11 protein-coding genes are annotated in these 13769 nt (G+C 38.6%); 4 read left to right on the top strand and 7 right to left on the bottom strand.

What is annotated here, in order from left to right:
* Window positions 1-20 precede the first annotated feature (20 nt).
* Window positions 21-1475, bottom strand: coding sequence for a glycogen synthase GlgA (glgA, locus tag J2Z32_RS02590; protein ID WP_210087606.1), 1455 nt, complete (start codon window positions 1473-1475; stop codon window positions 21-23).
* Window positions 1472-3397, bottom strand: coding sequence for a 1,4-alpha-glucan branching protein GlgB (gene glgB / locus J2Z32_RS02585; RefSeq protein ID WP_210087605.1), 1926 nt, complete (start codon window positions 3395-3397; stop codon window positions 1472-1474). The genes glgA and glgB overlap by 4 nt, the downstream gene beginning before the upstream one ends.
* Before the next feature lie 195 nt (window positions 3398-3592).
* Between glgB and J2Z32_RS02580 the strand changes: the two genes are divergently transcribed.
* Entirely contained in the window at window positions 3593-4816 is a 1224-nt protein-coding gene (locus tag J2Z32_RS02580) for a glucose-1-phosphate adenylyltransferase (RefSeq protein ID WP_210087604.1), read from the top strand.
* Between the two features lie 27 nt (window positions 4817-4843).
* Here the strand turns inward: J2Z32_RS02580 and J2Z32_RS02575 are convergent, their stop codons facing one another.
* From J2Z32_RS02575 to J2Z32_RS02555, 5 genes are all read right to left on the bottom strand, one after another.
* Complete coding sequence (locus J2Z32_RS02575) at window positions 4844-6328, bottom strand: sensor histidine kinase (RefSeq protein WP_210087882.1); 1485 nt, start codon at window positions 6326-6328, stop codon at window positions 4844-4846.
* Complete coding sequence (locus J2Z32_RS02570; protein WP_210087603.1) at window positions 6325-7023, bottom strand: response regulator transcription factor; 699 nt, start codon at window positions 7021-7023, stop codon at window positions 6325-6327. The genes J2Z32_RS02575 and J2Z32_RS02570 overlap by 4 nt, the downstream gene beginning before the upstream one ends.
* Window positions 7024-7050: 27 nt before the next feature.
* Entirely contained in the window at window positions 7051-8334 is a 1284-nt protein-coding gene (locus tag J2Z32_RS02565; protein ID WP_210087602.1) for a hypothetical protein, read from the bottom strand.
* Window positions 8331-9077, bottom strand: coding sequence for a phosphonate ABC transporter ATP-binding protein (locus tag J2Z32_RS02560; RefSeq protein ID WP_210087601.1), 747 nt, complete (start codon window positions 9075-9077; stop codon window positions 8331-8333). The genes J2Z32_RS02565 and J2Z32_RS02560 overlap by 4 nt, the downstream gene beginning before the upstream one ends.
* Window positions 9078-9211: 134 nt before the next feature.
* Entirely contained in the window at window positions 9212-10399 is a 1188-nt protein-coding gene (locus J2Z32_RS02555; protein WP_210087600.1) for an MFS transporter, read from the bottom strand.
* A 180-nt stretch (window positions 10400-10579) separates the two neighbouring features.
* On the opposite strand from J2Z32_RS02555, the gene J2Z32_RS02550 reads away from it, so the two are divergent.
* The 3 genes from J2Z32_RS02550 (at window position 10580) to J2Z32_RS02540 (ending at window position 13745) form a co-directional block, all read left to right on the top strand.
* Window positions 10580-11497: an ArsR family transcriptional regulator gene (locus J2Z32_RS02550; protein ID WP_210087599.1), complete on the top strand. Its 918-nt coding sequence runs from the start codon at window positions 10580-10582 to the stop codon at window positions 11495-11497.
* A gap of 15 nt (window positions 11498-11512) precedes the next feature.
* The gene (locus J2Z32_RS02545) at window positions 11513-12268 is read left to right on the top strand and encodes an HAD family hydrolase (protein ID WP_245251115.1); all 756 of its coding nucleotides are present in this window, start codon (window positions 11513-11515) and stop codon (window positions 12266-12268) included.
* A gap of 82 nt (window positions 12269-12350) precedes the next feature.
* Window positions 12351-13745: an MATE family efflux transporter gene (locus tag J2Z32_RS02540; protein ID WP_210087597.1), complete on the top strand. Its 1395-nt coding sequence runs from the start codon at window positions 12351-12353 to the stop codon at window positions 13743-13745.
* The last annotated feature ends 24 nt before the right edge of the window (window positions 13746-13769 follow it).

The following is a 13769-nucleotide window of genomic DNA, read 5'->3' as shown; positions in this document are numbered from 1 at the left end:
AAAAAGCATTCTCTACAGCTTTATTTATTTTGAACCTGGTGATGTTGAATAGAAGCATTGTAGACATCAATATACGCTTGCGCTGACTTAGACCAGCTATGATCTTCACTTAATGCACGCTGAACAAGAAGGTTCCACTTTTCTTTGTTATGTCGATACATGCTGACCCCTCGCCGTAACGTGTACAACATATCGTGAGCATTATAATTTTTAAATGTGAATCCATTTCCACGATCTTCATACTCCTGATAGCTATGAACAGTATCGTTTAATCCCCCTGTTTCCCGTACAACAGGAATGCTACCATAACGTAATGCAAGCAATTGGCTAATCCCACAAGGCTCAAATCTAGACGGCATCAGAAAGAGATCACTGCTAGCATATACTCTATGGGATAAACCTTCGTCAAACCGCATAATGGCGGCTATTTGTCCTGGAAAACGATGGGCAGCATCACTAAACCATCGCTCATAGTGAGGATCTCCCGTTCCAAGTATTACAAATTGAACACCATCCTGTATTAGCCATTCATCCAATACACGTGTAACTAAATCAAGTCCCTTTGGCTCTACAAGTCTTGTGACCATACCTATAAGTGGGACATCCGGTTGTACATACAAACCAACCTCTTGCTGAAATTTCGTCTTATTTTGGGACCGTTTTTGAAGGCTTCTTTGATACTTTACTGCAATAAGCTCATCATGGTTTGGATCATACAGAGCGGTATCAATTCCATTTACAATCCCTGTTAATCTGTCATCGATGGATTGTAATACGCCTTCTAGACCATAACCGTAAAAGGCAGTTTTAATCTCATTGGCATAGGTAGGACTGACGGTGGTAACATGATCCGCATACTTAAGTCCTGCCTTCATAAAGCTAATATTTCCTTGAAATTCAATTCGTTCTGGATGGATATAATGTGCTGGTAAGCCAAGGACATCACCTAGCATCTCAGGAGGATATATGCCTTGATATAATAAATTGTGAATCGTAAACACAGTGGCAATGCCCGCATAGCTCTCCCGACCTTGATATTGCTCTTGGAGCAGTAAAGGGACCATCGCTGTATGCCAATCATGGCAATGCAATACATCAGGATAAAATTCTATCAAGGGCAAAACCTCTAAAATTGCTTTATTTAGAAATGAGAAACGCTCTCCATCATCATGATAACTATACACTTCATCGCGACCAAAATAATATTCATTATCTATAAAATAAAAGGACACGCCCTCTAGCTCTAAAGTCTCTATCCCTGCATATTGTTTTCTCCATCCTAAACTAACCTCGGTATGACCAATATGTCTCATTTGAGCTTTATATTGAGCTGGTATTTTTGCGTATTTAGGCATGATCACTTTTACATTATGTCCCTTCTCACATAACACCTTAGGTAAGGCGCCAATGACATCCGCCAGCCCCCCTGTTTTTATAAATGGTGTAGCCTCTGCTGCCGCAAATAAAATTTTCACCCTTTGCCCCTCCTCGACTTTTCAGTGTTTCTTTTCCAAATCGTAATACTTAGCGCAGGAATATCCATCACGATGCTTTGCTTTTGCTCATGCCAAGCGACGAGCTCTGATTTTAGCTGGGTATTTATAGTGTTGCCTTTTCCACCAAAATTTACATCATCACTGTTAAAAACAAGCTCATATTGGCCTTGCATGGTGACACCTACTCGATAATTTAATCGCTCAACTGGTAGAAAATTAATAACAATTAATACTTTATCCTTTTCCTTTTTCCCTTTACGCATATAACAAATAACACTTTGTGTATCATCATGGGGATTAATCCACTGGTAACCATCAAAGCTATGATCTACTTCCCACAATGCACGCTCCGCTAAATAAAATTGATTAAGGGCTTGGTTATACAGAGCCATTTTGTTATGCATTTCATATTGCTCCTGCAAAAACCAGTCAAGCTCGCCATCCTCTCTCCACTCAATAAATTGGCCAAATTCCGCACCCATAAATAACAATTTTTTACCAGGAAACGTCATTAAATAGCCAAGCAATACACGCAGTCCAGCAAATTTTTGTTCATATTCCCCAGGCATTTTGTTCAGTAATGATTTTTTGCCATGTACCACCTCATCATGTGAAAAAGGTAATATATAATTAGCAGAATAGGCGTAGCAAATAGGAAAAGTTAGGAGCTGGTGCTGTAATGCTCTTTCTTCAAAAGGGGTTTCTATATACTTGAGCGTATCGTTCATCCATCCCATATTCCATTTATAGTGAAAGCCCAGACCACCTTGGGCTACAGGAGCGGTTACTCCTTCCCAAGCACTTGATTCCTCAGCAATCATCATGGCATGAGGACAATGTGAGCGCACAGCTTCATTTAATTTTTGCAAAAAAGCGATCGCTTCTTTATTTTCCAATTCCCCATCTTCATTCGGCTCAAATTCGTCACTTTTCTTCTCAAAATCAAGCCGTAGCATACTAGTAACTGCGTCAACGCGTAAACCATCAAAATGATAATAATTAAGCCAATAGAGCGCATTAGAAATTAAAAAGGAGACTACCTCTGGCTTACTAAAATCAAAGCTCAACGTACCCCAGCCGGGCTTTTCTGCCTTTAATGGATCACTATATTCATACAAAGCAGTACCATCAAACTGTCTAAGACCATGTTCATCCTTCGTAAAATGACTTGGAACCCAATCCAAAATAACACCTATATCATGATTGTGACATTGATCCACAAAATACATTAAATCCTTAGGTGTACCATATCGACTTGTTGGTGCAAAATAACCGGTTGTTTGATAACCCCAAGATCCATCGTAGGGATGCTCTGTTAACGGCATTAGCTCAATATGGGTATAACCCATCTTTTTAATATAAGGAATAAGCTCCTTTGCTAATTGTCTATAGCTGTATAGTTCCCCTGCACTTGTCTGCCTCCATGTTCCAGCATGTAATTCATATACATGAAGTGGTTTTTGGTAAGGAATGCGCGCCTTTCTACGCCAAGCCTGATCCTGCCAACGATAACCTGCAAGCTCATAAACAATCGATGCTGTTGCAGGTCTTACCTCTGCATAAAAAGCAAATGGATCTGCTTTGAGGCTCCGCTTGCCTTCCGCACCAATGATATCGTATTTGTAAAAAATACCTTCGGTGATCCCAGGAAAAAAGCGACTCCAAATTCCTGAATCGGGTATCTTATATAATACATCGTTATCCCCGGACCAATGATTAAAGTCTGCGGCAAGACCTACCTGCTTTGCATGTGGAGCCCATACTGTAAACCTGACACCAGACTCGCCATTTTCAATACTAAAATGAGCGCCGAAGCTACGGTAGCAAAGGTATAACGTGCCTTGATGGAACAACTTGATGTCGCTTGCTGATATGATTTTGGCTTTATCTTTATTTGACATAAGATCACCTATTTTAAAATAATGTCTGCTTCACCTGCACGCAGCGATGGAATAAAGGTTAAACGTATAGAAATTACAGGATTGAAAAAGTATATGTAATATTTTCTGAGAATTTCCATATTTTTAATTTCAACGGTATTTATATCTAAGTTTATGTATGGAGCACACATGATAAACATACGGGAGGAATCAAGCATGAGTAAAAAAAATTGCATCGCCATGTTGCTAGCTGGAGGAGAAGGTAGACGCTTATCACCACTCACTTCAAAACAAGCTAAACCAGCGGTCCCCTTTGGTGGGCATTATCGGATTATTGATTTTCCTCTCAGTAATTGCGTGAACTCAGGTATCGATACGATAGGCGTACTTACCCAATACGAAGCCGAATCTCTACATCATCATATCGGTGAAGGGAGCGCGTGGAAGCTCCCACGGTGTGATAACAATGGCATTACATTACTCCCCTCCTATAAAACTAAGGGAAAAGAGTACGCAGGTACGGCAGATGCCATTTTCAAAAACATCGCTTATATTGATCAACATGAACCCGAACAAGTACTCATTTTATCAGGCGACCATATTTACCATATGGACTATCAAGCTATGTTAGAGTTTCACCTTAGTCACAATGCTTCAGCTACGATTTCCGTTATGCTTGTGCCGTGGGAGGAAGCACATCGTTTTGGTATTATGTCTACAGACAGTAGCGCCAGAATTACGGAGTTTACAGAAAAACCTCAGCTTCCCAAAAGTAATTTGGCTTCGATGGGTATTTATTTATTTGATTGGCAATTTTTAAAAAGTCATTTGTTGCTAGATGCTGAAGATGTATTTTCAAGTCATGATTTTGGTAAAGACATTATCCCTAAAATGCTTGCAAGTGATGCGCCACTCCATGCTTATGAATTTAATGGATACTGGCGTGATGTAGGCACAATTAACAGCCTATGGGAAGCCCATATGGATTTGCTGGATGAATCACTTCCATGGCATCTCCATAATGAGCAATGGCCTATGTTTACAAAGGAACATGATTATGGTGAGTTTAACAGACTCAAGCTTCCCTTAAATACAATGGATCATTCGATGATTCACCATCGGTGTTATATGGATGGTCAGGTGCAACGTTCTGTGATCTTTGGAGGTACACAGGTTGGACGAAACTCAATAATTAATGAAAGTGTAATTATGCCAAATGTTACAATTGGAAAACATGTCACCATTGAGCACGCCATCATCGGTGAAGGTGCTGTCATTAAGGATGGTACAATTATAACTGGGAATCCCAATGATATTACAGTGATTGGTCCTAACGAACTGGTATCCCCTAAAATGGTTTTACGTCCACAGCCTTCCCGAATCCTTCAGGATGTATACGACCAAACAGCTCGTCTTCGTGCAGGAGGATTATCATCATAGTAACTAACAATTAAAAAAAGAACTGGATTAAGAGTCCTTTCTCTCATCCAGTTCTTGTTGTTCTGTTGAATTATTTTGCTCTGCTAACAAACGTTCTGACTCACTTTCACCCTCTAACAGAGGTAATGTTACAGAAACTGTCGTACCAACACCTAGTTCACTCGCAATGTTCATTGTCCCATGATGCAAATCAATAATTTGTTGTGTAATCGCAAGACCAAGTCCAGTACCACCACCTTGGTGATTTACTTGGAAAAAGCGGTCCTTTACCTTCTTTAGATGTTCTTCACTAATACCAAGTCCACTATCTCTAACCTCAACTAACACTTGATTTTCATTTTGAATGCTCATGACGATATCGATCCAGCTGTTTTCATTGGAAAATTTCACAGCATTATCTACGATGTTTAGAAATACCTGCTTTAAGCGATTACCGTCACCAATAGCAAGCACGGGCTTCTCAGACTGATTATCCAGCTTAAGCTGGATTTGTTTTTTCTCAGCTTTTGCCCATACATTTAGCATCGTTTCCTGCAAGAGCTCTTTCATATTGACTTCACCGACTACTAGCTTCATTTCATTTTGCTGTAGCTTTGAGAAATCTAATATTTCTTCAACTAGGCCAATGAGACGATCGGTTTCCTTTGCAATGATCCCCATTCCTATTTTCGTTTCCTCGGGATCAAAGCCACCAGAGGTTAAGGTTTCACTCCAGCCTTTAATCCCAGTTAGAGGTGTACGAAGCTCATGCGAGATTGATGAAATAAAATCATCTTTAATTTGATTACTACGGACAATCTCTTCAGCCATATAATTTAATGTTGTGGCTAGCTCTCCTAATTCATACTTATAATCGCCTTTAATTCTCGTATCAAATTTTCCTCTCGCCATTTCAGCAGAGACAGCCCTAATATTATTAATTGGCTTTACAATGGAGTTCGCTAAACCAACACTAAACAATGTAACCAAAGCTAACACTGCACCACAAATTCCAATAGAAATAAAGGTTAAATTCAATAAGCGCTTATTAACGAGTTCCAAGGAGGTAACATATCTAATGATATAACGATCTTCACCCTTTAGCCTTAGTGGTGTTGAAACTGCCATTACTAGCTCTCCAGTACCCGATTGTCTACCAATCCACTTGCTCCCAAGATTACCTGATAAAGCACCAGTCACATCACTTGTTTGAATTGGCTTGTCACTTTGAAACTGAGTACTGCTTGCTCTCACTTCGCCTTTACGATTAAGTACAGTTAGCTCTGTATTAGGAATAGCAAGAAAGCGCAACATTTCAGTAAAATAATTAGGATCATTTTCAGCATAAGCTTTAAAGTAATTTTCATAATCATTCGCTAATCTTGAAGAAGGATTGGAGATATGATCATAAATAGTATCGTAATAATAAGCTCGAATGGATACGGTAAAAATGCCTCCCACTAAAAACAAGGTCACAAATACAACGATGACATAGTGGAGAACAATTTGCCGACCAATCCCCTTTTTGATCATTGATCTTCGCCCTTCCATTTATAGCCATGTCCCCATACAGTTTGCAGGAAGGCGGGTTCAGATGGGTTGTCCTCAATTTTTTGACGCAAGCGGCGGATATTTACATCTACAATTTTAGGATCGCCCATATATTCTTTCCCCCACACATGATCTAGTAATAGATCGCGACTGAGTGGTGTATTTTCTTTTTCTAGGAAAAACTGAATAAGCGAAAATTCTGTTGGGGTTAGCTCTACAGGCTGTCCATTTTTTTTAAATTGTTTAGATATCAAATCTAATGTGAACGGTCCAGAGCTAAACGATACTTTCGCATTACTTTCACGATATACATTTACTCTACGTAGCAAGGATTGAATACGAGCAATTAATTCTGTCGGGCTAAACGGCTTACTGATGTGATCATCTGCACCTACAGACAATGCGTAAACCTTATCTTGCTCCTGTACTTTCGCAGTTAAAAATATAATACCTAAACGTTCGTTGGTTTCACGTATGCGTCGACATACTTCAAAACCATCGATGCCTGGAACCATTACATCAAGTAATGCAATATCAATGTCAGGTACACGTTGTAATTGATTCAAAGCATCATGCCCATCCCCTGCTTCTAATACTTCGAAGCCGTTTCGCTTTAAATTGATGACAATAAAACTACGAATTGACTCTTCATCTTCTAATATTAATACTTTGCTCAAGTATATCGCCCTCTTTCTCCCATTTTTTTAACGCTTTATTTCTTTTTCGCTTTTATCGAATTTTAAGTCAGTATGGCTGCGAAAACCGATCATTTTATCTTTATCACTATCTAGTAGCTCCCATTCATCCTTGTTTTGCTCCCATTCTGAGCGCGAGAAAAATCGAATTTCAGCTAATGTTTCACTATTGTCAATTCGTATAAAACGAATATAACGATTTTTGTCTGAGTTTTTTGTATCAATTGTAACATTCCCATACCATTCAGTAGGGAAATTAAAATAAAAACGACCTGCAGAATCCATATATTGCTGCATCACAAACTTTAATCCTTTTTCATCATCCCACTGGTAATAAGAGTACAACCAAGGTATTTCATCGTATGAAATGTACTCCCAACCTTTTGGCCTTTCCGGTCTTCCTATTTCTAAAATCCCATCATCGTTAACATCACCACTTAAAATAGGAACTGCTTTGTACGTATAATCCTGGTTAACCAAATCAACGAGCTTCCCATCACGCATAATAATAATATGTGAATATGCGTCTTTGGCTCCTAATGCTGCGTCAAGAATAATACCACGCGTTTTAGGTGTTACATTACCATGAACAATGTTGTAGTATTCTTGAATATGATCATCGAGTTGAATATGGTCTAACTCTTGAAATAAATTGTTGTTATATTGATACGTAGTAATAATCGCATATTGCTGCTTACGTAGTGTTACAATCGTTAAATCCGCTTTGCCATCGTGATTGAGATCATCAATCATATAATAATTGTAAGGCAGTGAGACTAGCGTTTCCACCTTGCTACCTGTATACGAATATACCGTTAATCCCTTTTGCGCCTCATTATTTTCACCAGAGTATCCCACGATAATATTAATATGACCATTGCCAGTCATATCCCGAAGTTCAAAAGATTCAAGAATTTGCCCCTCAATGTCAAACTTCGTTTGTACTTTCCATTGATCATTAACATTACTTAATATTAAACCATGGAGACGTACAACCTCCTCAGGTGTTTCATAAAAAACAATCGCTTCCTTAACCCCATCCTGATTAAGATCCGCAACCCGAATCGAGCTTACATCATTGGAGTTACGCGGCCTGACAATCGTGGCGCCCTTCATCTCACTTCTGATCTCATTGTTAATAACACTCAGCAAAGTAGATTTATCTGAAGATAATGAAGGCTCACGCATCAACAGCTTAGGGTCTGTTATGATGCTACAGCCACTAAGCAAGATGAGGACGAAGCTGAGCCACATCAGATTGATCCCTTTTTTTGTTCTTTTTTTATTTCTCATAACAAGTGAACCGACCTCTTCTCCTCTGCAGTTAGTCTACGACCTGCCACATCAAATGTAATTGTACCATCTGCAATGCCAATCACGCGGTGACAATACCGCTGTGCTAAATCTATAGGTAATGCAGTTACAATAATTTTATTTTGCTCCTCACATAGCTTCTTTAATGTAAGTATAACCTTTTCAGCCGTTTTTGGATCAAGTCCTAGTACGGGTTCATCCGCTGCCATAAATGTAGCACCATGGACAAGTGCCCTGCAAATGGCTACACGTTGTAGCTCCCCACCACTTAGAACACCAGCCTTAAGATGAGCTTTATCTAGCAAGCCAAATTTCTCAAGCTCATCCATTGCACCCATATAATCATCAGAACGAATCATACCTGTTAATCTTCTTAGCCAAGATGTTTGTCCTGCTTGTCCGATAAGTACATTTTTTAACGCAGTTTTATCTTTATTTAATGAAGGATTTTGCTCTAGGTATGCTGCTTGGGAGCGATATTTTCGGGAGGCTTTTCCCCCACCAGAAATTACTTTTTTACCATCCCACTCTAAATCTCCAGCATCCCATTTAAGCTGTAAGGCAATGGAGCGCAAAAATGTACTTTTCCCACTCCCACTCGCTCCGATAAGTCCTACAAATTCACCTTGCTCAAATTGTGTTGTAATATTATTGAGGATCGTTTTTTTATTTTGCTCATGTTCATCATAAACAGATTGCTTCAAATGAGTTACTTTTATCATTTCCGTATTATCTCCTTTTCGCCTCTCCAGCTCCAGCTTTCCTATCATGAAGTCAAATACGTAGGCTCATCCCATTGATTATACCTAAAAAGTGATTAAAAACGATTACACCATTTTAACATTTAACGTATAATTTACGTTGTTTGTTGTTGCTTTTGCTTGAAGAGAACACCTGAAAATGTAAAAATCAAATAACTAATTCCTAAAAATACAAATAACAGTCCTGCATTTCCAGCCTGCATCACATAACCACTTACATTTGGCCCAATAATACTACCTATACTAAAATGAAACGAAGCAATTACGTTAGCAATTGGCAGCATATGCTTAGGTAAAATATCAGCGGCATAAGCTAAGCCAAGCGAGAAAAAGGAACCAACAAGACCACCTGCACCTACAAACAACAATAAGGTAGCTATAAGATGATTACCAACAAACGGAACAATGAGGAATAAAATACCTCCGCCAAAACCAGCCAACATCAAAATCGGCTTCCGACCATATCGATCGCTTAAATATCCCAGAGGGAGCTGAAGAATCAAACCACCTAAACCGAAGAAAGGAAGCAAGGTTGCAATTTCATTTGAAGTAAATCCGATCCGAAGTCCGTAAATAGGAAAATTGCTGTTCATTGCGGCCTCCATATAACCGTATAATAATGAAGGTAATAACGCAAACCAAGCAAGCTTATATATTTGTAAATAGCTACGTTTGGGCTTAAATTCATGGTCTCCTTGTTTTACTTTTTCTGGGTAAACCTCTGGCATAAACCTCATTACAATAAGAAACGAAAGTAAAAACAACAAAATAACAACCACAAAGGGAACCCAGTCACCTAAAAACATTAGCCGAATCCCTAAAGGCCCAATGCTAAAGCCAAGTCCATACGACATACCATATAATGAAATATTTCTTCCACGCTGCTCCGCAGGTGTTATAATTAACATCCATAGCTGTGAGGCAAAATGAATCGCACTGTCGCCAATTCCAACTAAAATACGTAGCAATATCCACCATCGCATATCTGTCACCCATAAAAAGAGAGGCATCGCAAATATAACAAAAACTAAACCACCCGCCATCAGCTTTTTGAAGCCAGTTATTCCTAGTATTCGTTCTGCTATAATAGACATTGCAAAGGAACCTACGTATAATGCTGCTGCGTGTAGCCCATTTACTGATGCAGGAACTCCCTGCTTTTCCATCATAATTGATAGTAATGGAAGTAACATGCCTTGACTTAGTCCAGACATAATAATGACTATAATTAAAATTTTAAAAGGTGTAAAAAAGGTAGAGCTTGGTCGATCTATTGCAGACATGTTCAAAATACTCCCTCTTGCATCGTTACAAAACAAAGAAAATCGTCAACAAACTGTGACGACTTTTCGCTGAATTGGTACAGTTATACATTCCTATACACATTATAGTGGACAAGGCGACACCTAACAAGAGATAATAAAATGGTATGCTAAGTAATCAAGTGAAGGAGTGCTAAACTCATGACCTATCAATTAAAGATTGATGTATCGCCTGTTTATGAATTGATTAGCAGCTTTTTAATATATACAACACAAAAATGGGTTAATAATTTAGATGTTGGTTCTCAGTGGATTGAAGATGCACATCAAATGATAAGTTCTGAGCATCATGCTGACTTTGAAGCGGCTAAATTACTTCCATTTACAGATTACGATCATCTATACGCATTAGCAATTACACGCGAAGCTGAAGCAGGGATCCCTGAGTTTCTTGATTTTCTTAATATGCAAGAGGCGACTGAGCTCGCTGATTGTATCTCCTCGCTTGTTCCTCATGTTAAAATAGAGGATATGATACGTATTAAGGAAAAATATACCCCATTACTACGTGTATGGTACGAAAGCTACTTCACTACAGTAGAGGATCAATATGTCCCCCTACTAATGGAAGATGCCGCTGAAAAATTAATATTAGCTAATAAAATGGATATGGATATGTTAATTGAGTATGCTTCAGGTGGACTTGTGCTTGAACCAGAGCAACATATTGATAAGGTTATCCTGCTCCCCACTATTCATCTTAGACCACTTAATACTTATTATTTTTATGAAAATTTATTGTTTATCCAGTATCCGATCGATTTACCTCAGTGTGATGAGGATGAGCCTCCAATTTCATTGCTTCGTTTAACAAGAGCGATATCTAAAGCGGAATATCTTCGTTTATTACGTTATGTCGCACTTGGACCTAAATCAATGCATGAAATTGTTACAGCACTTGGAATCACCAGAGATGAATTATTACATCAGCTACTTATTTTGCGTGTAGCAGGGCTATTACGTACCCACCTTCTTGGGCAAGATGACGAGAAATTTAGCATTCGCCCAGATGGTGTAGCAGAATTACCTATCTTCTTAGAATCATATATTCGTTTGTAGCAAGGAGTGAGCTTTTTGAAATACGCACAACAAATTTTATTTGACTTAGATGATACACTTGTATATTGCAATCGTTATTTTGAAATGATTTTGGAGCAATTTTCTGAAAAAATGATTACGTGGCTCCCAGCTTCCCGGTTAACTAAAGCAGAGGTGCGTTCTAAGCAAATTGAGATTGATGTAGCTGGCGTGCACATTGTTGGTTTTACCAGCATTCATTTTCCAAATTCATTAATTGAAACTTATCATTATTTTTGTAAGGAATTAAATCAGCCTATAGTGCCACAATATGAGGATGAGTTAATGTTGCTTGGCATGAGTGTGTATGAGCAACCCGTTGAAGCTTACCCTGGGATGGTAGATACGCTTACCTCGTTGCAAAATCAGGGGCATGAGCTTTTTTTGTACACTGGTGGGGAAGCTGTCATTCAAAGCCGGAAAATCGAGCAAATGAAGTTGGCTCAATTTTTTCAAGATCGGATTTATATCCGAAAGCATAAAAATATCGAAGCATTAGAAGGAATTTTGTCATCGAGACACTTTAATCGCAATCATACTTGGATGATTGGCAACAGCTTACGTACAGATATTATGCCTGCGTTAACGGCAGGATTAAACACAATTTATATTAATTTGCCTGATGAATGGGCATATAATGTCATTGAATTGCAACCTCCAACTCGTGGCACAATGTATACTGTAAACTCACTTCAAGAAGTTCCCGACATCATATTCCACAATACATCTTTTGCAAAAACACAACAAAATTAATTTTCTTAGTTGATTTCCTTAATGACTGCCAAGCCTTCTTGGCAGTTCTTTTTCACAATTTACATATCAAAAGGTGGTACACATGAGTAATCAAATAAAACAACAAGGTAGCAAACCTACATTAACAGAAGGTCCAATTGCCAAAACGTTATTTTACTTTTCTTTACCGTTACTATTTGGGAACATTCTTCAAGCACTGAATAACTCCATCAACTCGATCTGGGTTGGGAAATTGTTAGGCGAAACCGCACTCGCAGCAACGTCCAATGCAGGGATTATTATGATGTTCTTGCTTAGTGCTGTATTTGGAACCTCCATGGCAGCAGTTATTTTAATTGGACAAAATTTAGGCGCCAAAAAAATCGATGAGGCGAAAAAGGTTGTAGGTACAAGCGTTGTGTTTTTTATTGGCCTGTCGTTAATCATTGGTGTAATCGGATTGTTATTCACGCCAACTATTTTGGAGCTAATGAATACTCCATTAGACGCACAGGAAATGGCGATTTCATATACTCGTATCTTATTTGCGGGAATTCCCTTTATGTTTGGATATAACCTAGTTATGGCTGTGCTTAGAGGTTCAGGCGACTCTAAAACCCCATTTTACTTCATGCTTATTTCAGCAATTATCGATATTATTCTTAACCCATTACTTATTAAAGGAATTGGACCATTCCCTGAAATGGGCATTGCTGGTTCATCAGTCGCGACCTTTATTGCACAATGCACTTCGTTAACACTGTTAATTATTTATTTATATCGTAAAGAATACTTTTTACGTATTCAAAAAACCGAACTACATCTATTACGAATCAATTGGAAAATTATCCGTACGTTAGTCAACAAGGGTGTACCGATGGGATTACAAATGGTCGTTGTGTCATTAAGTAACTTACTTTTAATTCATATCGTAAATTCCTATGGCTCAGAAGCTACGGCTGCATTTGGCATATCTAATCAATTATCTGGTTACGTTCAGATGCCTGCAATGGCAATTGGTGGAGCAATCACGTCAATGGCTGCTCAAAATATCGGAGCTGGTCGATGGGATCGGATTCATAAAATTACAATCACAGGCGTCATCTTCAATATCCTGTTCACTGGTTTTGCTTCTGCCTTAATTTTATTTTTCAATCGCCCTGTATTATCTATTTTCCTCCCTGCTGAAGGGAAAGCGATTGAGCTTGCGGCACATATTAACATGATTACTTTGTGGTCGTTTATTTTATTTGGTATCTTCAACATCGTTGCAGGGGTTGTCCGCTCGTCTGGTGTCGTGATGATTCCATTGTTAATCACCACCTTCTCCCTACTATTTATTCGTAATCCATTTGCCGAATATTTAAGTAGTCATTATGGATTTGATGCGATTTGGTGGAGCTTCCCAACGTCCTTCTTGTTTGCTGCAATTATGAATACCTTATATTACGTATTTGGAAATTGGAAGAAAAACAAGATGATGACGGCGACTTCATAATTCATTTTCACTAGCCTTGATTTA

Source organism: Paenibacillus turicensis, assembly GCF_017873435.1.
In the GTDB taxonomy this organism is placed as follows: Bacteria; Bacillota; Bacilli; order Paenibacillales; family Paenibacillaceae; genus Fontibacillus; species Fontibacillus turicensis.
This window is presented reverse-complemented; position numbering and strand designations above follow the sequence as displayed.

Coding starts and splice junctions, on each gene's coding strand:
- J2Z32_RS02560 (WP_210087601.1), bottom strand. CDS start 9,077: ATGATAAAAGTAACTCATTTGAAGCAATCTGTTTATGATGAACATGAG.
- J2Z32_RS02565 (WP_210087602.1), bottom strand. CDS start 8,334: ATGAGAAATAAAAAAAGAACAAAAAAAGGGATCAATCTGATGTGGCTC.
- J2Z32_RS02575 (WP_210087882.1), bottom strand. CDS start 6,328: ATGATCAAAAAGGGGATTGGTCGGCAAATTGTTCTCCACTATGTCATC.
- glgB (WP_210087605.1), bottom strand. CDS start 3,397: ATGTCAAATAAAGATAAAGCCAAAATCATATCAGCAAGCGACATCAAG.
- J2Z32_RS02540 (WP_210087597.1), top strand. CDS start 12,351: ATGAGTAATCAAATAAAACAACAAGGTAGCAAACCTACATTAACAGAA.
- J2Z32_RS02555 (WP_210087600.1), bottom strand. CDS start 10,399: ATGTCTGCAATAGATCGACCAAGCTCTACCTTTTTTACACCTTTTAAA.
- J2Z32_RS02550 (WP_210087599.1), top strand. CDS start 10,580: ATGACCTATCAATTAAAGATTGATGTATCGCCTGTTTATGAATTGATT.
- J2Z32_RS02580 (WP_210087604.1), top strand. CDS start 3,593: ATGAGTAAAAAAAATTGCATCGCCATGTTGCTAGCTGGAGGAGAAGGT.